23 protein-coding genes and 1 tRNA gene are annotated in these 25889 nt (G+C 37.5%); 20 read left to right on the top strand and 4 right to left on the bottom strand.

Annotated elements, in window-relative coordinates; translation table 11 throughout:
* Positions 1-133 precede the first annotated feature (133 nt).
* A complete protein-coding gene (locus ACFFHF_RS04930) occupies positions 134-541 on the top strand; it encodes a MerR family transcriptional regulator (RefSeq protein ID WP_066058366.1) in 408 nt (135 codons plus the stop codon).
* A 35-nt stretch (positions 542-576) separates the two neighbouring features.
* Positions 577-1911 carry a type I glutamate--ammonia ligase gene (gene glnA, locus ACFFHF_RS04925; protein WP_340903266.1) on the top strand — a complete coding sequence of 445 codons (1335 nt, stop codon included), beginning with the start codon at positions 577-579 and terminating at the stop codon, positions 1909-1911.
* Positions 1912-2086: 175 nt separating this feature from the next.
* Here glnA and lexA read toward each other — a convergent pair whose 3' ends face one another.
* Positions 2087-2713, bottom strand: a complete 627-nt coding sequence (gene lexA, locus ACFFHF_RS04920) for a transcriptional repressor LexA (RefSeq protein ID WP_160545519.1) — start codon at positions 2711-2713, stop codon at positions 2087-2089.
* 154 nt (positions 2714-2867) lie between these two features.
* Between lexA and yneA the strand changes: the two genes are divergently transcribed.
* From yneA to ACFFHF_RS04875, 9 genes are all read left to right on the top strand, one after another.
* Positions 2868-3182, top strand: coding sequence for a cell division suppressor protein YneA (yneA, locus tag ACFFHF_RS04915; RefSeq protein ID WP_160545518.1), 315 nt, complete (start codon positions 2868-2870; stop codon positions 3180-3182).
* Positions 3183-3190: 8 nt separating this feature from the next.
* Positions 3191-3871 carry a YneB family resolvase-like protein gene (locus ACFFHF_RS04910; protein WP_160545517.1) on the top strand — a complete coding sequence of 227 codons (681 nt, stop codon included), beginning with the start codon at positions 3191-3193 and terminating at the stop codon, positions 3869-3871.
* Positions 3872-3985: 114 nt separating this feature from the next.
* Positions 3986-4219, top strand: a complete 234-nt coding sequence (locus tag ACFFHF_RS04905) for a DUF896 domain-containing protein (RefSeq protein WP_160545516.1) — start codon at positions 3986-3988, stop codon at positions 4217-4219.
* 159 nt (positions 4220-4378) lie between these two features.
* Positions 4379-6379 carry a transketolase gene (tkt, locus tag ACFFHF_RS04900; protein WP_340903267.1) on the top strand — a complete coding sequence of 667 codons (2001 nt, stop codon included), beginning with the start codon at positions 4379-4381 and terminating at the stop codon, positions 6377-6379.
* 171 nt (positions 6380-6550) lie between these two features.
* Entirely contained in the window at positions 6551-6988 is a 438-nt protein-coding gene (gene sirA / locus ACFFHF_RS04895; RefSeq protein WP_340903268.1) for a sporulation inhibitor of replication protein SirA, read from the top strand.
* 87 nt (positions 6989-7075) lie between these two features.
* A complete protein-coding gene (locus tag ACFFHF_RS04890; protein WP_119707634.1) occupies positions 7076-7291 on the top strand; it encodes a YneF family protein in 216 nt (71 codons plus the stop codon).
* A gap of 558 nt (positions 7292-7849) precedes the next feature.
* Positions 7850-8014 carry a hypothetical protein gene (locus tag ACFFHF_RS04885; protein WP_340903271.1) on the top strand — a complete coding sequence of 55 codons (165 nt, stop codon included), beginning with the start codon at positions 7850-7852 and terminating at the stop codon, positions 8012-8014.
* Between the two features lie 536 nt (positions 8015-8550).
* A complete protein-coding gene (locus tag ACFFHF_RS04880) occupies positions 8551-10299 on the top strand; it encodes an ABC transporter transmembrane domain-containing protein (protein ID WP_377057671.1) in 1749 nt (582 codons plus the stop codon).
* Positions 10300-10302: 3 nt separating this feature from the next.
* The gene (locus ACFFHF_RS04875; RefSeq protein ID WP_377057702.1) at positions 10303-12093 is read left to right on the top strand and encodes an ABC transporter ATP-binding protein; all 1791 of its coding nucleotides are present in this window, start codon (positions 10303-10305) and stop codon (positions 12091-12093) included.
* A 39-nt stretch (positions 12094-12132) separates the two neighbouring features.
* Here ACFFHF_RS04875 and ACFFHF_RS04870 read toward each other — a convergent pair whose 3' ends face one another.
* Positions 12133-12303: an aspartyl-phosphate phosphatase Spo0E family protein gene (locus ACFFHF_RS04870; RefSeq protein ID WP_119707638.1), complete on the bottom strand. Its 171-nt coding sequence runs from the start codon at positions 12301-12303 to the stop codon at positions 12133-12135.
* Between the two features lie 277 nt (positions 12304-12580).
* On the opposite strand from ACFFHF_RS04870, the gene ACFFHF_RS04865 reads away from it, so the two are divergent.
* From ACFFHF_RS04865 to ACFFHF_RS04855, 3 genes are all read left to right on the top strand, one after another.
* Positions 12581-13288: a cytochrome c biogenesis protein CcdA gene (locus tag ACFFHF_RS04865; RefSeq protein ID WP_160545510.1), complete on the top strand. Its 708-nt coding sequence runs from the start codon at positions 12581-12583 to the stop codon at positions 13286-13288.
* Between the two features lie 166 nt (positions 13289-13454).
* A complete protein-coding gene (locus ACFFHF_RS04860) occupies positions 13455-13814 on the top strand; it encodes a response regulator (RefSeq protein ID WP_160545509.1) in 360 nt (119 codons plus the stop codon).
* A gap of 133 nt (positions 13815-13947) precedes the next feature.
* Entirely contained in the window at positions 13948-14415 is a 468-nt protein-coding gene (locus tag ACFFHF_RS04855; RefSeq protein WP_340906197.1) for a CcdC family protein, read from the top strand.
* A 74-nt stretch (positions 14416-14489) separates the two neighbouring features.
* Here the strand turns inward: ACFFHF_RS04855 and ACFFHF_RS04850 are convergent, their stop codons facing one another.
* A complete protein-coding gene (locus ACFFHF_RS04850) occupies positions 14490-14915 on the bottom strand; it encodes a DUF2621 family protein (RefSeq protein WP_160545508.1) in 426 nt (141 codons plus the stop codon).
* Between the two features lie 107 nt (positions 14916-15022).
* On the opposite strand from ACFFHF_RS04850, the gene ACFFHF_RS04845 reads away from it, so the two are divergent.
* The gene (locus ACFFHF_RS04845; protein WP_160545507.1) at positions 15023-15829 is read left to right on the top strand and encodes a P-loop NTPase family protein; all 807 of its coding nucleotides are present in this window, start codon (positions 15023-15025) and stop codon (positions 15827-15829) included.
* Between the two features lie 118 nt (positions 15830-15947).
* A tRNA-Sec gene (locus tag ACFFHF_RS04840) sits at positions 15948-16044 on the top strand.
* Between the two features lie 744 nt (positions 16045-16788).
* On the opposite strand, the gene ACFFHF_RS04835 is transcribed toward ACFFHF_RS04840, so the two are convergent.
* Positions 16789-17493 (bottom strand): toxin regulator, encoded by a 705-nt coding sequence (locus ACFFHF_RS04835; protein WP_160545506.1) that lies wholly within the window; start codon positions 17491-17493, stop codon positions 16789-16791.
* A 546-nt stretch (positions 17494-18039) separates the two neighbouring features.
* On the opposite strand from ACFFHF_RS04835, the gene ACFFHF_RS04830 reads away from it, so the two are divergent.
* The 4 genes from ACFFHF_RS04830 to ACFFHF_RS04815 are packed head-to-tail and all read left to right on the top strand — an operon-like array spanning position 18040 to position 25802.
* Complete coding sequence (locus ACFFHF_RS04830) at positions 18040-19113, top strand: Wadjet anti-phage system protein JetD domain-containing protein (RefSeq protein ID WP_340903273.1); 1074 nt, start codon at positions 18040-18042, stop codon at positions 19111-19113.
* A complete protein-coding gene (locus ACFFHF_RS04825; RefSeq protein WP_340903274.1) occupies positions 19104-20618 on the top strand; it encodes a hypothetical protein in 1515 nt (504 codons plus the stop codon). Before ACFFHF_RS04830 ends, ACFFHF_RS04825 begins: the two co-directional genes overlap by 10 nt.
* Positions 20615-21361: a DUF6063 family protein gene (locus ACFFHF_RS04820; protein ID WP_340903276.1), complete on the top strand. Its 747-nt coding sequence runs from the start codon at positions 20615-20617 to the stop codon at positions 21359-21361. The genes ACFFHF_RS04825 and ACFFHF_RS04820 overlap by 4 nt, the downstream gene beginning before the upstream one ends.
* Positions 21339-25802, top strand: a complete 4464-nt coding sequence (locus ACFFHF_RS04815) for a coiled-coil domain-containing protein (RefSeq protein ID WP_340903278.1) — start codon at positions 21339-21341, stop codon at positions 25800-25802. Before ACFFHF_RS04820 ends, ACFFHF_RS04815 begins: the two co-directional genes overlap by 23 nt.
* The last annotated feature ends 87 nt before the right edge of the window (positions 25803-25889 follow it).

Genomic DNA, 25889 nt, shown 5'->3' with positions numbered 1-25889 from the left:
AGATTATGTAGGGTATTTTAATATTTCTCTTTTTCTACAAAAATTCCATGTTATATAAACTAACATTATGTTGACAGAAAAACTGACATTTCATATAATGAAAATATGAAAGAGAGAAATGGAGGGACTACAAATGAGCGGAAGTGATATCCGTCGTTCCATGCCATTATTTCCAATTGGAATTGTGATGCAGCTTACAGAACTATCTGCAAGACAAATTCGATATTATGAAGAGCACCAATTGATCTCTCCGGCTAGAACAGAGGGAAACAGAAGAATGTTTTCTTTGAATGACATTGATCAACTTTTAGAAATAAAAGATCTGATCGAGCAAGGTGTGAATCTTGCAGGAATTAAGCAAATTTTTTCTGTGAAAGAGCAACAGGTGCTTTCAGAAGAAATGGTGAAGGAAGCAGAGAAAGCAAGACGTGATCTGTCCGATGATGAGTTACGAAAAATGTTGCGCTCAGAGCTTATGCATGCTGGCCGCTTTAATCGTTCGTCATTGCGCCAAGGTGATATGTCACGCTTTTTCCACTAATAAAAAGAGATTTACTATTCAAGGGAGGAAACAAAATGGCTAAGTTTACAAGAGATGATATTACAAGAATGGCAGAAGAACAAAATGTAAAGTTTATTCGTTTGCAATTCACTGACATCTTAGGAACTATCAAAAACGTGGAGATTCCTATCAGTCAGCTTGAAAAAGCTTTAGACAACAAAATGATGTTTGACGGTTCTTCTATCGAAGGTTTTGTTCGTATTGAAGAGTCAGACATGTACTTATATCCAGACTTAGACACATGGGTGGTTTTCCCTTGGACAGCTGAAAAAGGTAAAGTGGCACGTTTAATCTGTGACATCTACAATCCAGATGGAACTCCATTTGCAGGTGACCCACGTAACAACTTAAGAAGAATTATTAAAGAAATGCAAGACTTAGGATTTTCTGATTTCAATCTTGGACCTGAGCCAGAATTTTTCTTATTCAAGCTTGACCAAGCTGGAGAACCTACACTTGAATTAAACGACAACGGTGGATATTTCGACCTTGCTCCAACGGACCTTGGTGAAAACTGCCGTCGTGATATCGTGTTAGAGCTTGAAGAAATGGGCTTTGAAATTGAAGCATCACACCATGAGGTTGCTCCAGGACAACACGAAATCGACTTCAAATATGCTGATGCATTAAGCGCTTGTGACCAAATCCAAACGTTCAAGCTTGTTGTTAAAACAATTGCACGTAAGCACGGTCTACATGCAACATTCATGCCGAAGCCATTATTCGGAGTAAACGGTTCTGGAATGCACTGTAACGTTTCATTATTCAAAGAAGGCAAGAACGCATTCTTTGATCCAACTGGAAACCTAGAACTAAGCGACACTGCTCGTCAGTTCATCGCTGGTATCATTAAGCACGCTCCTAACTTTACAGCTGTAACGAACCCAACTGTAAACTCTTATAAGCGTTTAGTACCTGGTTACGAAGCACCTTGCTACGTTGCATGGTCTGCTAGAAACCGTTCACCGCTAATCCGTATCCCTGCATCTCGTGGAATTTCCACTCGTGTAGAAGTACGTAGCGTTGACCCTGCTGCTAACCCTTACTTAGCAATGGCTGTATTACTTGCTGCTGGTCTTGACGGAGTGAAGAACTCTTTAACACCGCCAGCTCCAGTTGACCGTAACATCTACGTTATGAACAAAGAAGAGCGTCAAGCTGTTGGTATCGAAGATCTACCAGCTACACTTGCTGCTGCTTTAGATAACTTAAAATCAGACGAAACAATGATTACCGCTCTTGGAGAGCATATCTTCGAACACTTCGTGGAAGCAAAAGAGATCGAGTGGGATATGTTCCGTACACAAGTACATCCATGGGAGCGTGAGCAATACATGTCAATGTATTAATCCTTATAAAGAAACCCTCAACACTTTCTGGTGTTGAGGGTTCTTTGTATGATTGAATGTAAATGGTGAGGTGGCGTTTATGAATAATAATCTCAATGTTCAGTCGAAGAAAGAGCTTTGATCCATTGTATGTAAAAAAAGAAAGCAAGCATTTATTGATGCTTGCTTTCCTTTATTAATGAATATGACGATATACTCCGATAACTTTTCCTAGGATAGACACATTTCGTAGGATAATTGGTGTTAGAGAAGAGTTCTCCGGCTGTAAACGAACATAATCTTTTTCTTTGAAGAATCTCTTAACTGTCGCCTCATCTTCCTCGGTCATGGCAACAACGATGTCTCCGTTATTCGCTGTTTGCTGCTGCTTCACGATCACGTAATCTCCATCAAGGATTCCAGCTTCAATCATACTGTCTCCCATAACCTCAAGCATAAATACTTGTTCATCCGCGGGGGCAAGGCGTTCCGGGAGAGGAAAATACTCTTCAACATTTTCAATAGCAGTTATAGGTATACCAGCTGTTACTTTTCCGACTACAGGAACGTTAACGATATTATATTTTGGTATATTGCTTACCACCTCATCAAGATCCAGAATCTCAATAGCTCTTGGCTTTGTTGGATCTCTTCGAATATACCCTTTGCTTTCAAGTCTAGCTAAATGGCCGTGTACGGTTGAGCTTGAAGCTAAACCAACCGCTTCCCCAATTTCACGAACGGAAGGCGGATAGCCCTTTTGCTTAACTTCTTCTTTTATATATTCTAGTATATCGACCTGACGTTTTGATAGTTTTGTCATACTTACCGCCCCTCATTGGTTAATCTTGACTATATTATAGCATGTTCTACCAGTGCATACAAACATAAGTTCGAATAATTGTTGACACAAAACAAATGTTCGGTCTATAATAATAACATAAATACGAACATACATTCTAATAGAGGTGTTTTACATGAAAACTTTATGGAACAAATATTCATATGCTATTATTCTAGTTATCTTATCTATCCTAGCGTCGATTATTTTAGTAATTTCTAGTGGTGAATCAGTTGAGGAAAAATATATGTCTGTAACGATTAATGAAGGAGAAACTCTTTGGGACCTTTGTCAAAACTACGCTGATAAGCATGCTTTGTCTGAAACAGAGTTTGTATCCTGGGTAGAAGAAATTAATGATATTAATGGGAACGTATTGTTAGTAGGTGATGAAATCTATATACCTGTAGAATTAAACGATTCCGCTGTTAGAGAGCTTGCTTCGAATTAGGAGGAAATATGAAGGCAATTATCTATTGTAGAGTAAGTACTGAAAAAGAATCACAGTACTCTTCTCTAAAAAGACAGGAAGAAGAGTTATTGAAGCTGTCAAAACAACACGACATGGAAGTTGTTGAAGTGATAAAGGAACAGGCAAGTGGTTATGACTTTGACAGAGAGGGTATTTTGCTCCTACTTTCACGATTAAAGAATGAGAAAGTAGATGCAGTCCTTATTCAAGATGAAACGAGACTTGGTAGAGGAAATGCCAAAATCGCTTTGCTTCATTGTATACTAAAGGATAACATCAAACTTTTCAGTGTCTCACATAACGGTGAGTTACAATTATCTGAATCGGATTCTATGGTATTGCAAATTGTAAGTATGGTAGAGGAATATCAGCGAAAGCTTCATAATAGTAAAATTAAAAGAGGAATGAACCGAGCTGTTCAAAACGGTTACAGACCAGAGAAAAATCTGAAAAATAACGGTGTTCATGCAGGGAGAGAGCGTATTGAAGTACCGATAACAGAGATTGTACGGTTACGAGACAATGATTTAACATTTTCGGAAATCGCTGCAACTTTAAGAGGTTTCGGCTATGAAATCTCAAAAGCTACAGTAAATCGAAGATATCTTGAATACATAGAAGAGGAAAAACATCTAAAAAATATCTCACCAAATGCTAACAAGTCATAAAAATTGTTGGCATTTTTTGTTATTCGTACCTCTTTACGCTTCTTCCTTGTCAAAGACTATATCTTTTAGTAACATGATTTCTATTGGTAAAACTAAAAGTGAAGGAGCAAAGAGATGCTACCGAAGGAAAGAATCGCTAGAATTAATGAACTAGCAAAAAAAGCAAAAGCTGAAGGGTTAACAGAAGCGGAAGCAAAGGAGCAGTCAAAGCTTCGTAGTGAATATTTACAAATATTTCGATCATCTATGCTAGGAACGCTCGAAGGTGTAAAAATTATTGATCCTTTGGGCGAGGATGTAACACCTGAAAAGCTTAAGAAACTAAAAAATAGCAAAAAACTACATTAATTTCTAAATTTATTCACCAGGAAATGATAGAATACACAGAAAATTATAAAATATGTGTTTTTTTCAAAATTTATTTAGCCAATCTGTTGTATAAATAGTAGAGCAGATATAATATTAAAAAGTGGGATTATTAGATAAAGAATAGGAAGGGTTGAAAAAATGTTTGAACAAAATGATGTACTAGCAATAAACGCAATACGTACTTTATCAATTGATGCGATTGAAAAAGCTAATTCCGGTCATCCGGGTATGCCGATGGGTGCTGCTCCAATGGCTTATACATTATGGTCGCGCTTTATGAATCATAATCCTAAAAACCCAGAGTGGTTTAACCGTGATCGTTTTGTTTTATCTGCAGGGCATGGTTCTGCATTGCTGTATAGTCTTCTTCACTTATCAGGCTATGACGTAACGATGGATGATCTTAAGAGCTTCCGTCAATGGGGAAGTAAAACTCCAGGTCATCCTGAATTTGGACATACACCAGGTATAGATGCAACCACTGGACCACTAGGGCAAGGAATTGCAATGGCAGTTGGTATGGCGATGGCTGAAAGACATTTAGCTGCTACTTATAACAAAGGTAACTACAATGTAGTAGATCATTATACATATAGCATTTGTGGTGACGGAGACTTAATGGAAGGTGTTTCTGCTGAAGCTGCTTCACTTGCAGGACATTTAAAACTTGGTCGTCTAGTTGTATTATATGATTCAAATGATATCTCTCTTGATGGTGACTTAGACCGTTCATTCTCTGAAAGTGTTGAAAAACGTTTTGATTCATATGGATGGCAATACATTCGTGTAGAGGATGGAAATAACCTTGAGGAAATTGCAAAAGCAATTGAAGATGCTCAAGGTGATCAACACCGTCCTACACTAATTGAAGTAAAAACTGTAATCGGTTATGGTTCACCAAACAAATCTGGTAAATCAGATGTTCATGGTGCCCCACTTGGAGCAAATGAATTAAAGCTAACGAAAGAAGCTTACCAATGGACGTTTGAAGAAGATTTCCATGTTCCCACAGAAGTATATGATACATTTAATAAATACATTGTGGAAACTGGTGTAAAGAAAGAAAACGAGTGGAACGACATGTTCGCTTCTTATAAAAATGACTACCCAGAGCTTGCTCAACAGTTATCAGCTGCTATTAAAGGTGAGCTTCCAGAAGGTTGGGACAAGGATCTTCCTGTATATCCTGAAGGAAAAGCACTTGCTAGCCGTGCATCATCAGGTGAAGCTCTTAATGCAATCGCTAAGAACACGCCTTCATTTATCGGGGGTTCAGCTGACCTTGCTGGTTCTAACAAAACAATGATTAAAGGTGTAGGTGATTTTACTCCTGAATCGTTTGAAGGTAAGAACATTTGGTTTGGCGTTCGTGAATTTGCGATGGGTGCTGCGTTAAATGGTATGGCTCTACATGGTGGAGTAAAGGTATTTGGAGGAACTTTCTTTGTATTCTCTGACTACTTACGTCCAGCTATTAGATTAGCTGCATTAATGGGTCTTCCTGTAACGTATGTGTTCACTCATGACTCAATTGCAGTTGGGGAAGATGGACCAACACATGAGCCAGTTGAACAGCTTGCTGCATTACGTGCAATGCCAAACTTAGGTGTTATTCGTCCGGCTGATGGTAATGAAACAGCAGCAGCTTGGAAGCTTGCACTTGAATCAACTGATCTTCCAACAGCTTTAGTGTTAACAAGACAGGATTTACCTACCATTAAAGACACAGATAAAAATGCATATGAAGGCGTTAAGAAAGGTGCTTATGTTATTTCACCAGCATCTAAAGAACAAGCAGATGTATTATTGCTTGCTGCTGGTTCAGAAGTAGGTTTAGCTGTTGAAGCACAAAAAGCACTTGATGCAGAAGGAATTTCAGCTTCAGTAGTAAGTATGCCTTCATGGGATCGCTTCGAAAAGCAATCTCGTGAATATAAGCAAAGTGTTATTCCTCCAACTGTTAAGAAGCGTTTAGCTATTGAAATGGGATCATCTCTAGGATGGCATCGTTATGCAGGAGATGAAGGGGAAGTATTAGGAATTGATACATTCGGTGCTTCTGCTCCTGGTGAAAAAATCATGGCAGAATACGGATTTACAGTAGAAAATGTAGTTGCTAGAGTTAAGGCTCTATTATAAGTTTGAAAAGGTTGTTCTAGAAATAGAACAGCCTTTTTTTCATGCATCAAGATCTACGACTTTTTCCGACAAAAATAGTGGAAGTTTTTGACGACGTAAGACAAACGTTCTATTTCTACTTCTTTATAATAGAGAGAAATAACATTATTTGGTCAGACGAGGAGGAGCTTGGTGAGAACATATCAGTTGTATTTAATCGATGATGAATTTGCCTCTCATTATTTTGGTAGAGAAAAGATGTTCTTTGATCTGTTTGCTGAGTATAATGAATCCTTCGGTGAACTGAAAAATATATTAAAAAAACAAATCCAGTTTATTACAAAACCTCTATCGACACTTCGCCTTCAACAATATATTCTTCAACAACTAGGAAAAAATCAGGATTTTGAACACAAACAGGGGATATACTATATTCAAAATGGACATGTAAGCTCTGCCAAACTAGAGATATTCGAAAAGCATATTACTATTCATGCATTTGGTAGTTACGATGCGGAGACACTTTTCTTCGAAGTTTTACGTAAAAGTGAAAGCTCATTTTTGGCAATTGACCTCGGACATGAGCGTTACGGGTGGCTCAGACCAATTAAGGAAAGAAAGTTAATTTAAAATAGGAGAAATTGCACAGCAAATATTGTATAATAGCATTTGGTTTAGTACACTGTATGATAGACAACATGAAGGAGGAAGTTTAGTATGTGGACGCATATTCTAGTAGGCGTACTTGCTTTAGCAGCAGGTGTTGCACTAGGTTTTTTCATTGCTCGCCGTTACATGATGAGCTACTTAAAGAAAAACCCACCAATCAATGAACAAATGCTAAAAATGATGATGATGCAAATGGGAATGAAACCATCTCAGAAGAAAATCAATCAAATGATGTCAGCAATGAACAAGCAAACGGGCAAGTAATTTGTCACGGACAAGCCCTGTACATAGGCTTATGTTTTGATTGACTCAATCCCAAATAAAGACCACCTTTTCTGCACAAACAAACAGAAAAGGTGTTTTTTTATTCTGCTGAATTTTTTTCCTTTTTTCGCCTCTTCCTTATCGGAGGTTCTTTATAAGTTAAGCTATGGACTTCAGTTCGAATAATGTTTTTAAGAAAATGCTCTAAGAAGGGATAGACTCTACCTGTATAGTCCTCTAATGATTTACATTCATAATGTGCAGGTAGGTAGACACTATATTTACATGTAACCTCATATGCGGGTCTATTATATTGATCAGCAATTTCTTTGTAGCTATGTAGTTTAATTACATTATGGTTCTTTCGAATAGAAAATTTTTGATTTAGTTCATATGTTAAAAACGTGACATATCCTATTGCATTAACCACCTAATCACACTCACCCTGTAATTATTATCTCATCTATTATACAGGACATTGTGATTTCGTCCATCACTATCTAAATATTGATAAGTATGATGGGAAATGTCCATCCTATAGAGGAGGAGGTGGGAAATATGGTACGCATTCATAACCCAGTTAAAGGGGATAAAAGTAAGCTAGGTGCAGACAACCAGATGCATGGTGGAACGATGGAAGAAGTCGACCAATTTTCAAATGCTATTTACCAGGCCGTTCATCCAGGTAAGGGTGACGATAAAAACAATAATAGTACGCAATGAAAACGCCATCATGGCGTTTTTTATTGTGAAGGACTAATTTAGCGCCTATGGTTACCAGTATTTAGTGGAAAGAGGGAACTAAATTTGATTTTAAGACCTATGAATTCCAAGAATTAGTGGAATGAGGGAACTAAATTTGATTTTAAGACCTATGAATTCCAGGAATTAGTGGAATGAGGGAACTAAATTTGATTTTGAGACCTATGAATTCCAGTATTTAGTGGAATGAGGGAACTAAATTTGATTTTAAGACCTATGAATTCCAGTATTTAGTGGAATGAGGGAACTAAATTTGATTTTAAGACCTATGAATTCCAGGAATTAGTGGAATGAGGGAACTAAATTTGATTTTAAAGCCTATGATTTCCAGGAATTAGTGGGACGAAGGAACTAAATTATGAAGTTGAAATACCAATACTTCACCCATTCATTAAACTACAATACCAAAACACTGCAAGTATCTTCCTTATTTTCACAAGATTTGGTAAACTATTCTAGTTACAGGAATTGTTTTTTAGGGTTGGGGGTTGTGGGGAATGAAAGTTTTTATTGATTTGATGTGGTTTTTCAAGCAGGAGAAAAAAGCATATATTACTGGGGTTCTTCTGTTGTTAATTGTTGCATTTTTGCAGCTTGTTCCTCCAAAAGTGATTGGGCTTGTAGTCGATCATATTGAGCAAGGGTCCTTAACGATGAAGATATTAGGGACATATTTGCTCCTACTTGTAGGGGCTGCTCTAATGATGTACATACTTAGGTATTATTGGAGAATCATGATTTTTGGTTCAGCAGTTAAGCTCTCCATGCAATTACGAAATCGATTGTTTCATCATTTTACTTCAATGTCACAATCCTTTTACCAAAGAAGAAGAACGGGAGACTTGATGGCACATGCGACCAATGATATTCAAGCGATACAGCAGACGGCAGGTGTAGGGGTACTCACCTTTGTCGATTCCCTTTCTACAGGTGGCTTTGTCATTCTTGCCATGGCTTTTACCATCAGCTGGAAGCTTACGTTAATTAGCTTGATTCCGATGCCGTTTATGGCGATTTTAACCAGTTGGTACGGAACGTTACTACACAGGCGTTTTCATCTCGCGCAGGAGGCCTTTTCATCGTTAAACGATAAAACACAGGAAAGTATCACAGGAATAAAAGTGATAAAAACCTTTGGTCAGGAAAAAGAAGATATAGAAGATTTTCGAAAGCAATCCAATGATGTAGTAGATAAAAATATTTCCGTTGCACGGGTGGACTCCTTGTTTGATCCGACGATTTCTATTATTGTAGGAATTTCATTTTTTCTTTCTCTTACATTTGGTGCTAGATATGTAATAAATGGTGAGTTAACGATTGGACAGTTGGTTTCTTTTACAACCTATTTAGGCTTATTAATTTGGCCTATGCTTGCCTTCGGGTGGTTGTTTAATATCGTTGAAAGAGGTAGAGCTTCTTATGATCGCGTTATCTCACTATTAAATGAAAAAGCGGATATTGTCGATGAAGAAGCAGCGTTAAATGTGACTCCAAGCGGAGATATTCAATATGAGATTCAGCAATTTACTTATCCGAACGAAGCAGAACCCATCCTACATGATATTCATTTTGAGTTGAAAAGGGGACAAACACTTGGAATTGTAGGGAAAACAGGTGCCGGGAAGACGACATTATTAAAGCTATTGATCAGGGAATATGATGTTACCGATGGTCAAATCATATTCGGTGGTCAGCACATTACACGATATAAAATCGACAAATTAAGAGAGGCAGTCGGCTATGTTCCACAGGACCATTTCCTATTTTCTGCTACGATCGGTGAAAATATCTCTTTCGCCAAGTCTCTATGTGAAAAAGAAGAGATCCAAGAGGCAGCGAAAATAGCTAATATTCATGATGATATAACTCAGTTTACTGATGGGTATGATACGGTCGTCGGAGAACGAGGTGTTTCGTTATCTGGTGGGCAAAAACAGCGTATTTCCATTGCTCGTGCTCTATTATTAAATCCGGAAGTGCTCATTCTAGATGATTCTCTTTCAGCGGTCGATGCTAAAACAGAAGAGGCGATTTTAACATCACTTAAAGAAAACCGAGAGGGGAAAACAACAATCATTACCTCTCACCGACTAAGTGCCATTCAGCATGCTGATCTTATTATAGTCATTGATAATGGACAGATCGCGCAATCGGGTACACATGATACGTTAATGGATCAAGAGGGATGGTACAAGGAAATGTACCTAAGGCAACAGCTGGAAGATCTTGTGGAGCATGGAGGATAAATGATGGAAAATCAGCAAGTATCAGAAGGGAAACAACAGTGGAAAGTATTAGTTCGGCTCCTAGCCTATGCGAAGCCTCACTCGAAAACGATAGGGTTGGCTTTTTGTCTCCTCATTCTTACAACCGTTGGTGATATACTTGGACCCATTTTAGTCAAAGTATTTATAGATGATTACTTAAAGCCTAGAAATCTTTCGTTTGAACCGTTATTCATGCTAGGTGCCGCGTATTTAGGTATTCAAATTTTAAACGTCATTATCTCCTATTTTCAGCTCTTAAAATTCCAAGAAATTGCCTTGAAAATTATTCAAGAGATTCGTATTGATGTCTTCTCAAAGGTTCAATCACTTGGATTGAAATTTTTTGACAAAACACCTGCTGGAAGCATTGTATCAAGAGTGACGAATGATACCGAAGCGATTAAAGATATGTTTGTGACGGTGTTAGTAACGTTTATCCAAAGCGGGTTCCTCATTACGGGTATTTTTATCGCAATGTTTATTTTGGATGTTAAACTAGCATTGTTTTGTTTAGTCATTCTACCAGTGATTTTTTTTATTATGAACTTGTACCGAAAACTAAGCTCGAAATTTTACCATGATATGAGGGAGCGACTAAGCCAGCTGAATGCAAAGCTTAGTGAATCGATTCAAGGGATGGGAATCATTCAAGTATTTCGTCAGGAAAAAAGAATGCGTGAAGAATTTGGAGTGACCAATGAGAAGCATTATACTGCCGGTATGAGGAATATAAAAGTAGATGGTTTGCTTTTGCGTCCTGCGATTGACCTGGTTTATGTGGGAGCCTTGATTATCGTTCTTAGCTATTTTGGTGTTTCGTCATTTGAAAGTCCTATCCAAATCGGAGTGTTGTATGCGTTTGTTAACTATCTAGATCGATTCTTTGAGCCGGTGAACAATATGATGATGCGCTTATCTTTATACCAACAAGCAATTGTCGCAGCTTCTAGGGTATTCAATGTTCTTGATGAACAGGAGGTATCACCTTCACAAAAAGAAACAGCCAATAGGATTCAAGAAGGCGAAATAGAATTTCGTGATGTCAGTTTTTCATATGATGGGAAAAGAGATGTATTAAAAAATATTTCCTTCACTGCAAAACCAGGTGAAACAGTCGCCCTGGTTGGTCACACCGGAAGTGGCAAGAGCTCGATTATTAATTTAATGATGAGATTTTATGAATTTGAAAGAGGAGAAATTTTAGTGGATGGGCATTCCATTAAAGAATATCCCGAAAAAGAACTTCGGACAAAGATGGGTCTGGTTCTTCAAGATCCTTTCTTGTTTTTTGGAACCGTCGCAGACAATATTCGTTTGCATAATGAGAAGATGAGCATGGAAGAGGTAGAAGCAGCTGCGAAGTTTGTTCAAGCACATCCATTTATTGAGAAGCTTGAGGGAGGATACGAGCATCAAATGGTGGAGAGAGGGTCTACGCTATCAAGTGGGCAACGGCAACTGATTGCCTTTGCTCGGACGGTAGCAGCTAGTCCAAAAATATTAATTTTGGACGAAGCAACCGCCAATATTGATACAGAGACTGAAGAAGCGATTCAAGAGGCGCTTTCACGTATGCGAAAAGGTCGAACAACGATTGCCATTGCCCACCGATTGTCGACCATTCAAGATGCCGAACTGATCTTAGTGTTGCATCAAGGGGAAATCGTCGAGAGGGGTAGTCATCAGGAACTGCTATCACTAAGAGGTTTGTACTATAAGATGTATCTTCTCCAAAATAATTTAGCCGATAGAATAGAGGATGTTGTCAGCTAAAAAATAAACAGCTTGAGTTGCTTTCGGCTCAAGCTGTTTTTAATAGGTGGGAACCTTTTTTAAAAAGATACGGTTATATTCATTTAAAAGATTGTCCAATTCCTGACTGTAATGAAGGGCAGTAGAAGAATTCAGTCCACTGATCATAGCGATCTCGATTAGCTCCGCTCGTTTCTTTTCAATGAGTGCTAAAAATTCCTGTTTTGACAATTCTGTTTAGTCCCTTCCAAATAATATCCAAAATCTTTCGTGAAACTATATACATAGTATACCCAAGAAATAGGAGAATTTCAAAAGAAAAAATCTAGAAATAGACAATTTTGTTTGGTGATTAACATTTTTTCAGGGTTCTTACATACAGTTATATGGAGTCTGGAGCTTGCCCGATTTTTGTTGCTGTCACAGAATGTTCAAATATTAATTATTATCTTTTCTATTTATCTTTTGATAAAATTAATAAGAATGATTTTTTTAGGAGTGGTTACATTTGACCGATGTAAACGTATTAATTGCACTTGGAGCCGGCTTTTTGAGCTTTATTTCTCCTTGCTGTCTTCCTTTATATCCTGCGTTCCTCTCGTATATTACTGGTATGTCAGTAGGAGAACTGAAGACGGATAATGCCATGCTACAAAGACGCAGCTTATTACATACCTTGTTTTTCTTAGTTGGATTTTCCATTATCTTTATTGCGATCGGCTTTGGAAGCTCCTTTATTGGTGAAATTTTTGCTGGCTATCAGGATCTCATTCGTCAATTAGGCGCCATTGTGATCGTCTTTTTTGGTTTCGTGGTCGTTGGTATTCTGAAACCGGATTCGTTGATGAGGGAAAAAAGATATGAGTTTAAACACCGTCCGTCAGGATATTTTGGTTCGGTTTTAATAGGAATTGCTTTTGCGGCTGGCTGGACACCTTGTACGGGTCCTATCTTAATGTCAGTAATTGCCCTAGCTGCGACAAATCCTGGTTCAGGTATGGTATACATGGTTGCTTATATACTTGGTTTTGCCATTCCATTTTTTATCCTATCTTTCTTTATAGGGAAATTACAATGGATCAAGCGCCACAATGTTTTAATAATGAAAATTGGTGGCTATATTATGATAGTAATGGGAATTGTCCTATTTTTTGATTGGATGACAAAGATTATTATCATTTTTACCAATATGTTTGGTGGTTTTACAGGCTTTTGATTTAGCTATCTTTCTGTTATAATATAGGAAAATAGTCTTAAGTCATTTTGATACAACTGTCAAAAATAGTCGAAATATTCTTTTTGTCATTGAATGTAATTTTCGTTATATTTAAATATGTATTTTAGAGATATGATTCTGTTGTAGTGTTGAGGGGGTACCAGCGATGGCAAAAATATTAATCGTAGATGATGCAAAATTTATGAGAATGACCCTTTCAGACATTCTAATTCGAAATAACCACGAGATCGTGGGAGAGGCTGAAAATGGCAGAGAAGCAATCGCTCTTTTTCATGAGCGACAACCAGATTTGGTTACAATGGACATTACAATGCCTGAGATGAGTGGCTTAGAGGCCATGAAAGAAATTAGACAGAACTACCCACAAGCAAAAGTGATCATGTGTTCTGCAATGGGCCAACAGCGTATGGTCGTAGAAGCGATTGAAGCCGGAGCTAAAGACTTCATTGTAAAACCCTTTGATGAAGGAAGGGTAATTGAAGCCGTGAATCGTGTTTTAACCTAAATATAATAGATGCTGACTAGTCGTTGATAGTCAGCATTCTTTATTTTAAAAAATATTATAATATTGGAAGTGTATCCGCTATAATTATAGGGAAAATATATTTCTTAGATTGGAATGAAAGTATATGAACAACATGGTTGTTATTGCTTCTTCAATAGGGGCCATTGGAATGGCGATTTTGGCCATGTTCGTCCGTATGAAAGCGGCGAAAAAACCTGCCACTGCAAGGAAAATTATACTACCACCTGTGTTTATGAGTACAGGTGCACTAATGTTTGTTGTTCCGATGTTTCGAGTGACATATTTAGAATTGTTTGAAGCGATGGCTGTTGGACTAGTCTTTTCTATTTTGTTAATAAAAACTTCAAAGTTTGAGATACGTGAGAATGAAATATACCTAAAACGTTCACGTGCTTTTGTGTTTATTTTGTTCGGACTCCTCGTGTTACGAATCATTCTAAAGTTACTATTAAGCTCTTCAATTGACTATGGGGAACTAAGCGGAATGTTCTTTATATTAGCTTTTTCCATGATCCTTCCGTGGAGAATTGCTATGTATCTTCAATTTAGAAGATTCCAGGAAAAACTGACAAAATTATGAGGTTTTGAACGTCAAATCATAATGGATTTGGCGTTTTTTAAAAAATAAAAGACCGCTTCATGTAAAGCAGTCTTTTAAAATAAGTGTTGATAGGGTGACATGTCTATTTTGTTTTCAGCAAGCTTCTTTTTCAAAAATTTATGGTCCCGTTTTGGAGTGGCTAAAATATATCCTCGAATCACGAGCTCTTCGGTAATCGACGGACGTTTTTCCTCTACGGCTAGCTCACCAATTTTTCCAGCGATTTTTTGTCGAGCCACATCGCGAAAAAGTTCTGGTACAGGGCTCACAAGATCTTCAAGAAGATCCTTTTCCGGCTGTTGCCAAAGATCACGAGTCTCATTCACAAAGTGCTCTTCCCAATCGAGGACAGACTTGCCGTCTTCAAGAGGCATTCTTTTTAAAAACTTACGAAACATAAAAAATCCACCGATTGCAAACGAACCGACTAGTATTAACACCCAAAAAATAATAAATATTGAAAACCATCCACTTAACATAAACTCACCTACAAAACATGATTAATACTATTATTATAGCCAAACTTCTAGCAGGGAGACAAGCAAACGTTTTAAAAGCGATTTAAAAATGGGAGAAGGAGAACAGTATGACGAAACTATATATATTCGAAGGAGTCCCTGGTTCAGGAAAAACGACCAGTGCCAAATGGTTAGCAAATAGATTAGGAGATAATGCAAAACTATATTTGGAGGGTAATCGAGAACATCCGGCTGATCATGAGTCTGTCGCTTGTCTAACTGAGGAGCAATTGAATGTGGTTGAACAAGAGTGTCCTTCGGTACGGGGGATGGCAACTCGAAAAGGCGAGAGATATTACATTTCGTACGCGAGTTTGTATGAAAAAGATCCAGAGTTATTTGAGAGATTAAAAGCGTTCGATGTATATGAGCTTCCAGTAGAAGATTACGTAGAGGTTGCTTTGGAAAAGTGGAAGGAATTTGTTGAAAAAGCAAAATCAGGAGCACATGAGTACATACTAGAATGCTGTTATTTACAAAATCCTTTTACGTTTTTACTAGCAAAACATAATTGTTCAAAAGAGATTATTTTCAATTTCTTAAATCAGATAACCAATGTAATTACGGAGCTCGATCCAGTAATCGTTTATTTTGAACAGGATAATGTAGCAGAAAACCTAGAGAAAATTCGGCAGGAACGTCCTGTGGAATGGTTTGATTTTATAACCTGGTATTACACAGGTCAGGAGTATGGGAAAGAAAGGGGACTGTCAGGGGTAAGTGGAGTTCTGCATTTCTTGGAAGAGAGGAAGCAGTCTGAGAACGAGTTTCTCCGAGGTGTACCGATAAGATCATTGATTATAAACAACACTAATGCAGATTGGGATAATATCCATAATCGACTTGCTTTTGAATTAGCACTAACAGAAAGGTAGTTTGCACGTGGTATATTAGGATAAACTACTTGAAAAATAGAGTTAAGTGCTCCATAATAGAAACCGTGTCTTAAACTGTTGTCTATAAATAAACAACTTTGAACACGGTTCTTCTTACGGGGCTGATTGGGGTACTGGTGTCCTCCACGGTCTTCAAAACCGCTTGTGTCCTGCGTGCCAGGATAGCTGGGTTCGATTCCCAGGCAGTCCCGCCAAAAAGCTAAAGTTATGAAATGTTTTAATCAGTTTCTGGTTAACGATGATATGTCTTCAAAAAAGTCACTTGCATTTTTTCGGTAAACTACATAGACCTAGTGTGACCGAATTATGTTAATAGGGTGCATAATCCGCTAATTCTTTAAAAGGAATAGTGGATTTTTTTATAGGTTGTTATTTTAGGAAAACATATAACTTTTTTGTAATGTTCAAAGGTTCATATATTACAAGCAAACAGAATGTCAGTAAGAATAACCAATGAAGGTGCTTTGCTTAAGTTACCTTATTCTAGTGAAAAATAGGAGTAGCCAAAATCTTAGGTATAATATATTTCCTCGTAGCCTATAGTATGTAGGATATAATTATTTTAATGCTTTTCGTGGTTTAACTTAATTGATAAATTTTTATAACAAATGACCTAAATACAATTATATAGTATGTGTTTTTGGGGAAATATACGTATGATTTCAATGTTTTATAGTATAGCTTAAGAGTGTGATAGAGAGGGTAATCGGTCAGTCCACACCTATATCGGTGTGAGACGTAGCTAATATCGATATAGGTACAATGGTTACTGGTGGTTTATCTTGTTAGCATGGTTAACTTACATTAGAAAGAAGATTAGAAATAAAAAAGTAATCTCCGGATTCTACATTCCAAAGATTACCCGCTGGTAGACCGGTTAATTGATCGGCCACCTAAAAACATTGCTAATGTTCTTATACTAATGAAAAAAAATACATTTACTGTTCTATTTTATCAACTAAAACACCTGGTATTGATATTTGGCCGCCCATTGTAGATTCGTAAGTGATTAAACCACTAGACAAACCCATGATCGTTATAATGTCATCTTCCAAGACTCTGGATGAAACAACAGAAGAATCAAATTCTGCAAAAAGAATGGTGTCGTAATTTTCATTAACAGCCAATCTTATTTGAGTCGTGCCATCGCCTTCCATTACTTGAACTACTTTTCCACGAAATTTAACTTTTTGAGTAATGAAATCATCTGGTGTTCTTGCCAACTGGTCATAGGTAATCCCTGTATCATAGCCTTTCTTTGCTTCTGCTTCAGCCCTAGCTGCTGCATCTGCTTCAGCCTTTGCTTTAGCTGCCGCCTCAGCCTCAGCCTTTGCCTTTTCTTCTGCTAAGCGTTTTTCTTCGGCTGCCTTAGCTTCCGCTTCTTTTTGTTTACGCTCGTCGTCTTTCATTTGAAACCAAGGAGCAGCTTCATCTACCTTCGCTTGTAATTCTTTGTTAGTAACTTCTAAACTTGCTACTGTTTCCTCTTTTACTAATAGTTTTTTATTCAAAGAATTAACTTTGCCTTGTACCTTATCCAGTTGCTCTTGCGATGGCCCGGCGGACGCTCCAATAGCAAAAGCAACTAATCCAGTTAATACATATTTCCATCTTTTTTTTAAAAAAACTAATACTTTTTCCAATATACTTCCTCTTTTCTATTTTGATAGGTTAATTATACATGAAAAAAGGACTGGGTAATATGGTCTAACTTAAAAGAAATTGACAATTTTAGGAACCGAATCATTGGAATTGAACAGTTTTTCTACTAGTAGATTAGGACCGGTATCTACGGTATTTATTAAATAATTATACGCTAGTGATGTCGTGAGATTAGCTGGTTATGCACTGTTATTTAATAAAGTTTTGACTGATGGGATCTATTGCTGAACACCGGATGAGGAATGAATACCTTATTCACATCTTGAATGTGAATAAAAAGAATGCTTAACAGATTATTCCTTCCGAAACAGAAATCAAGCTGGTTGATTTGTCACATTATCGGTCAATTAAATAAATGTTCTCGTTTTATATGTAAACTAATAGCTTAAGGACATGTTTTCTAAAATCAACCATGTCCTTTTTTTTTAACCAACAATTCACTTACAAACAACAGACCAACTAGTTTATAATAAAAGGATGTCCAAATAGGATAACAGTAGGACTTTGACACGAAGTAAAGTAAGTAGGTGATTACTATAGATATCATTGAAACACGGGTGAGAGGTTTTATTGGAGATATTCAACACCCTAAACAAAAAAAGAAGATTAATATTAACGATTTAGAGTTTCAGTTGCGTAAGCTGATGGAGGATTATTTTGAGATGGATGGTTATTCGTTGTTTTATCATTCCATTGAAACATTGCAAGCAGAAGGACAATTGATTCCTATTCAAAATAATCAATATAACGGAAGAACACCGGCGCTCCCCTTATATTACTGGGTGAATATCAAAGTTCAGTCTACCAAGTGGGATCGTTTGGAGATGATGAAGTTAAGTGATCAGTTTGATTTTTCTTATTATGAACGTCATCCTGAATGGCAAACGGTTGAGGAATGGAAACGAATCCATAATGTTTATACTTTTCTCCAAAGCAATCAGGAACGGGAAATCGTTTCATTTGAAGAAAGAAGCTTGGAACTGTTTGGTTATGAAAAATTTTTATTAGATGGTGACAGTTTCCCCGAAGGCAAAGGCTTTTTAGCTAGAATTGGAGTGTCAGAAGAGCAACTGAAAATGGTGAGCTACGGGGAGCCTTTTGTATTTTGGATGAAACAAGGAAAAGAAATAAAAGATATTCAGAGGGTTCTAATTGTTGAGAATCTATCTTTCTTTCATACTTCCATTAAATTATTGGAGGACAACGTACTGGATTATGAACCTGAACTAATTATTTATGGGGAAGGGACAAAAATTGAACGTAGTTTTTCCTTTTTCTTTCGAATGTTTCCGCCCAAATCCTATCTGTTCTATTACGCAGGAGATCTAGATGCCTCAGGATATGGAATCTTGGTTCGGCTTATTGAAAAGTATCCTGAATGCTGTATTCAGCCTGCCTTAAAGATCTATCGGAAAATGCTTGAATGTACAGAACAAAGAAATGACCAGAAATCTGGTCAGACGCAAAATAGCAAATACCGCGATTCCTTTTTCCAATGGTTCACTGAAGAGGAACAAGCATTATTGCTAGAATTGTGGCAGGAAAATAAGCGGATCCCGCAAGAAGTGTTAACAATCGAAACATGGAGGAGATGGATGTGAACGAATCATGGGAAGGCTTCGCCCAGCGAATGCAGCGATTAAATCCTCTATTTGAGCTTGGGAGAGGAATGGAAGTAGGGGAATTGAAACCTCATATCCAAACCATCCTCATGCAAGTGCTCCTCACCATTTTTTATAGAGAACTAAATGATGATGATCATAGAAGCAAATCAGATATCAAGTATATGGTCGAAGATTCGATTAAACAAATGAGACTTTTAGCAGATGACAAACACATTGAACGAATCACGAGTGGTCTTTTATATCAGGGGAAAGAGGAATATAGTAGACCATTTGAAGCCTTATATTACGACGAAATAAGGCAATCTTGGGAAACGCAAACTTTCCGATACGTCACAATGGATGAATTATATACGAATCTAGAAATAGGCGGCTCAATTGTCTATAAATTAACAGATGTCGCTCAGGAAATGATATTTATGAGCCGAGAAATGGCTGAGGAATTCTCGATAACGATTGAACAGCTCTATAGTATGCAGTTGATAAAAAACGGTAATTTTAGAAAAGCTACTCGAAACCTCGATCACCTCATTTCACGAGTAAACCGCTTAATGGCAAATGAATTCACCTTCCAAAAGGAAATGATCAACAATCCCAAAATTTTATTGGTTGAAGAGGAAAGGCAAAGAGCAGACAATCGTGTGGAAATAGAAAAGCAATTTGAAGAGGAAAAAAATCACTTTCGTACGATTACTAGTATGATAGAAAAAACGAAACGTAGAAATGAAGCAGATGATTATATTCAGAGGGAATTGATTCTTCTTCAAGAAAAAATAGGTCATACAAGGCAATTGCATGATCGTTTTGCAAAGCTCGTTATTCAAAATATATCGTATGAACTAAAATTAAAAGCAGAAAATCCGTCATTGTTTTGGGAAAAGAGCATGGTTTCCTTTCGCGAGCATGTGTATGAAAATTGGTTATTTAAAGAAGGCGTTCAGGATTTTAAAGCCATTGAAAACGTAATCTCTTCGTTATTTTCACCGAGAAATGAGTTTATTTTGCCTCTTGATTGGATTTGGGGAGAACAAGAATTTGATGAACAACAATTATCGGATGTTGAAGTGATAGAAGAAGCAGAAGAAAACGAAACTCGTCCACGGGTGACGAACTGGGATTCGGTAATAAGTGCGTGGAGTTATGTGTTTCAATTTTTACAAACAAATAGAGAGTTTTCATTATCCGATCTTGCAACCATGCCATTAGAAGTGCAGGATTTGTGGTTCGAGGAATCTGAAACGATTGATTTATGGATGATGTTTGATAAAAAGCCGTTAAAGGTTCAAGTGCTGCACCGGAAGGAAGAAACACTGAGCGATGAAAGAGAAATTCTTCTCCATAAATTAATGAAAGAATATCCACAATTTCAAGTGTTTGAAGGATCAAAAATCTTTACCATGTTTGATCCTGAAGCCGACCCTATCGTTTGGTACCAAACAAAAATCACCCCTTTTAAATTATGTATAGAGGAGGAGAAACGATGAATGCTGAAACGATCAAAAAAGCGTCAGCGGTCTATTTTACGTTATTAAAAGATAAAGTCATCGAAGAAAATAGTGAACACTTCCAAACCTTCTTTGACCCGGAAGTCAGACAGACGGTTTTATTATTAGCAGACGAATCAGGTACGTATATCATTGAATCGCCCAAACGCATCCATTTAGTCGTTCAGCCAACTGGCTCGGTGTTTGCAACGAATTTCACTCATATGAAAGAGAAGCATCGCCAGATCGAAACGAAAAAACATTTTCACCTGATCAGCGTGATCATCATGTCATTCTTAGCATCGATAGACCGCAACCAGGCGGCAAAAATTCGAACGAAACGGGAAGGCATTAGCTACTATGCCTTAGAACGGTATGTTAATGACTTGATGATGAATTGGGAGAAGATTCTTAAAGTGAAACCTAATTTCGGAGAAGAAGAACGACTCGATATGAAGGAAATGGTGACTACATGGAAATACATGGAGGTCGACACCGAGGATTATGGATTGAAAAAAGGCAATAGAAGAACGAGAATCGGATTAATTGCCAGCGCTATGCGGTTATTAGAGACAGAAGGGTTAATCGTCATTCTGGATCGGGATGATATTCCAAAGGTGATTCCAAAACAGGAGCTATTTGAGAGAATTGAATACTTGTATCATGATTATGACCGTTACGAAGTTTTAAAAAAATTAATGACATCAGAGGAGAATGAGCATGCCGAAAATCCATCGAATTAGAATTGTTGGCCTGAAATATGATGGCATGCAAAAGCAATATAAAGATACGACCTTTAACTTCCATAATGAAGAAACGTCAACTAATGGTCTCATCGCTATGATGAACGGGGGCGGAAAAGGGGTGTTTCTGCAAACGGTCTTCCAAATTCTCAAACCTGGAACATCTTGGGGAAAACAAAACAATCGTTATTATCAGCAATTTTTCTTTAATAATAAAGAGCAGTTTATTCCTTATACCTTTCATGTTCTCATTCAATGGGAACTAGACGGTGCCGATCGCAGACATCTAATCACTGGAGGAATGTTCTCTGCTGAACAGAGAATTTCGATGAGTGAAGAAGGTGGAAATGAAAGTAAATCTTTAGAGCAGGAAGCAAAGATTCTCCCTAATATTACATTTTACACGAGAGAATTTGAACGGAAAGAAGAGGCCGCCGTTGAGCATATTCCACTTTATGAAAATGACGAGGTTGCTGACAGTGAAAGTTTGAAAGATTATCTGAAATGGAATGGATATGACGTTTATAAAGATATAAAGAAGCACTATCGCATCCTTGATACATACGGAATTAACCGTAAAGATTGGGACATTATGAAGGATATCAACAAGGATGAAGGTGGAGTAGGAAAATATTTTGAGGGAGCTGAAGATGATCATTCCCTTTTCCAAAAACGAATTATTCCTACCGTTAGTCAAGTCTTGCATCGAACGGAACACCAAAAGAATGATCTGGTCGAGATTTTTAAGAGTCAGGCTAGTATTGCCAAGGATCTGCCTGTTCTTTTAAAAAGAGAGCAAGCCCATAAAGAATTTTTAGAAGATATTGTTCCCTTTGAAGAGCATTTAGCTAAAGGGGTCGAACATAAAGAAATTGTTCAGGAAAGTATCAAGGTCGGAAGACAACTTCTTGGTGCATTAGAACTTTTGAAGACAACAGAAACGGAAATGTTACTTACTTTAGAAAAAGACCTAGAGAAGTTAACACTCAAGCAAGAAGACCTACGCTATCAAAAAGATAATTTGGAGTATGCAAAAGCTCATCGAGAGGTAATGGCGTGGGATAAGAAATTAGTAGAAGAAAGAAAAAAACACACCTCCTCTCAAGAAATAGTGAAAGAGAAACTGGAACGAAAAGAACAGCTCGTCTTTCAGTTATTATTGAAAGAGTGGAGTGAGAACGAACAAACGATTCGTTCCCTGTCACAGCAGATTGCCATCTTAGAGCAAAATAGTGGCTTAGAGCAAGTGAATCAAAGAATGGATGAAATCAAAAAAGAAGTAGCACAACAATGGGAGCATTCTTATCTAACCATACAAGAAGGTGTAAGGCAGTACTTGGGCTATCAGAAGTTCTTAAAGAAAAAAGAAACGGAGCTCTCGCAACAGGATAAGCAGAAGACAAAAGAAATCGCGCAAATTAGTACGGAAATGGATTTTCTTTATACACAAATACATGCTTTTGAATCAAAAGATGAGGCACTCATCAAAGAATTTGGTGACCGCTTAACGTATGACTTAAAGGGCTTGATCGAGTCTTTCTCAAAACAAATTGAGGACAAAAACACGAGCTTAGAAGAGATACAAGCAAAAGATAAAGAATCTAGTGAAAAGCAAAATTCACTTGCCTCTTCCCATGGTACGCTCGTCCAATCCATTCAGTTTTCAGAAGAAAAGTGCACGGAATTAAAGGTAGCAAATAACGAGCAAGAGCAAAGAGAATCAAAACTATTAGATAAGCTTCATGGTTTATTAGATGATGTCACAGCACCGTTTACTCACTCTCTTTTATCAAAGTATGCGTTACAGATAGAAGAACTTCTGGCGGGTAACAGACAACAAGGGGAACAAATTAAAAAAGAACTTTGGGAAACGCAGCTTGATCATTCCTTAAATGATGAGGGGTTTTGGATTGCTAATAAAGATGTAAAAGAATTAAAAGAATGGATCGACGAGAAGACAGGCATTGATGTGTTTTATGGTACACAGTTTCTTCAATCATTACGTGCAGAAGATATGGCGAATTATTGCTTAACATATCCGCTCCTTCCGTACGGTTTAGTCGTAAGTCAGCATCAGTGGCAAAAAATTAATCAGCAGGTTCTATCAGGAAGAATGTTTAAAAGTCCGGTTCCGATTTTCATGCGTGAGGAAATGAACAGCGACAATCACCCATCTTCCTTTGTCATCATTAACGGAACCGAAAAAGAGTTGTTATCGGATAAGAATCAATTCACCCACTGGAAAATTAGTATGGCTAAACAAATAGAAGAAAAGAAAGATACACTGATTGAGATTGAAAAAACAGAAAACTCCTTACGTCGTATGTTAAAAGAAATCGATCGGTTTTTATCAGGCGAATTATCTAGTGATATCGTAAAAAAACTTAATCAGGAACAGAACGCTCTTCTTACTAAGAAAGCTAATTTGCAGGAAATCATCATTCAACAAGAAAAGGAAAAGGAATTTCAGCTTCAGTTAAAAGAGCAATTGGAACACACAAAGCGAAAAATAGAAAAGCTTACAAAAGATGTGGAAACATTAGAGGAGTTTGAAAAAGAAAAAACACTTCATCAAGAAAATAAACGGGTGAAAGAAGAAAAAGAGAAACTAAAGGAAGCCTTGGTCCTACAGCAACAAGAATTAGGAAAAGAGCACCAACAGATTGTGGAGCTGCAAACCAAGTGGAATCATACGTATGTAGAATGGAAGCTGACAACCGAACAGAATATAAAGGAGATTGCGTTCTTTATGGAAGGAGCAGCTTTTCCACCTGATGAAAAAGTCGACCAAAGTGAAGAAGTTCCACGCCTATCCACTCATTTATTAGAAGAGATAAATGGGAGAATGGAAGAGTTGAAACAGCTTCAAAAATCAAAGGAAGAACAAGCTAGAGAGTTGCTCGTTATTCAAGCAAAGAAAGAAACCGAACAAAAGCAGCAAACAAAATTAGAGAAAAAACTCAAAGCAGCAAATGAGGAGTGGGAAAAGGCCTCTGCACCTGACGAACCTATTAGTATCTTAGAAAATATGCTGCAAACGGCACAGAAGGAAGCAAAGGCTGCGGAAAAGGAAGAACGTGAACAAGGAACGGCTGTAACGGTGGCTGAAACATCGTTGCAGCATGCGACTGAACAGCGTGAAAAGACTGGAAAAAAGATAGCTAAGCATGAAAGACAGCCTGAAGAATGGGCAGATCTTGACTTAGAAGTAAAGGAAGTAGAAATAAAAGACCAAACGAAGATAACGAAGGATGAAGTAAAGAAGACGGAAAAACGTCAGAAAGAAACAGAAACCAATATTGCTAGTTATGAAGGGGACTTGTTAACTCTATCCGTGATCTTAAAGGAAGATGCAGCAGTCTTTACCGAACATGAGCTAGAGTTAATTAAGACTCAAGGGAAAGCATGTATCTTATCCTGGTGCGAAAAACATCAAGAGATTTTAGAAGAAGGACAAGAAAAGCATGCAAAAATTGATCAATCCTTGCGTAACTTAAAGCTTGCAATTGAAGGAAAAGATTGGGAGATTCGTTTTAAGAATGAAGTGTTAACGACATTAGACCATATGGATACAAGGCATTACTCGCATATTCAAAGCATTGTGAAAAATATGAAGCGATTCTCACAAAGTGGTTTAGAACAATTAGAACGAGACAAAGAAAGGGCAGAAAAGGCTCAAAACTTCTGGGCTAGCCGTGCTAGTATGAAAGTGATGAGTATTTCAGAAGCCATTCGTTCCATGATTGTGAAAATGAAGTTGAAAAATGAACGAGGATCTTTCCCTCTCGTCCAATTAAAAGAAGACATCCTGCCTAAAAAGGCGGAAGATATTGAACCGTTATTAAAGCAGCACTTTGTTTCAGCGATAAATAAAATTACAAAGCAATTTGATATGATTGATGATCATAATCGATTATTAGACCAGGAAATTAAACAGCTTATTAGTGACGAGCAAATTTTGTTTGTATCACTGAGAAATCGATATCCTGAGCTACTTGTCTATAATATGAGAACGGATAATGCCTTTATGTATGGGAAACCGCAAAGAGAGCATTACTCCACTTGGCAGACCATTAATCAAGGTTCTAAGACAAAATCGGATGGCAGTGGTGGACAAAAGTTATCAGCTCGCATGGTGATGATGATGATGTTATTATCAGTTAAAAGCGAAACCGATCAAAGCTGGGTTCCTTTAGTCTGCGATAATCCGTTCGGACAAGCTGCATCCACACATGTCCTTGACCCAATCTTTGCAGTTGCCGATAAGTTAAAGTTCCAATTTATCGTTGTCACTCCGCCCGAGCTCGTGAAAACAGAAATCAGCCAACGATTTGACTCCTACTATAAACTGGACTTCATTCGTGAAAAAGGAAAAGAAATAGTCTCCGACACCATCGTTCCAGCCTATCGGATATTTCAAGGAGAAGAAGTCCTTCAATAGGAACATAATGAAAAAATCCACCTTCTATATAGGAAGGTGGGATTTTTTCTAGTAGAGAATCTCGACGTATGGAAAATTTGAAAACAC

Origin of the sequence: Robertmurraya beringensis (genome assembly GCF_042433785.1) — a bacterium.
In the GTDB taxonomy this organism is placed as follows: Bacteria; Bacillota; Bacilli; order Bacillales; family Cytobacillaceae; genus Robertmurraya_A; species Robertmurraya_A beringensis.
This window is presented reverse-complemented; position numbering and strand designations above follow the sequence as displayed.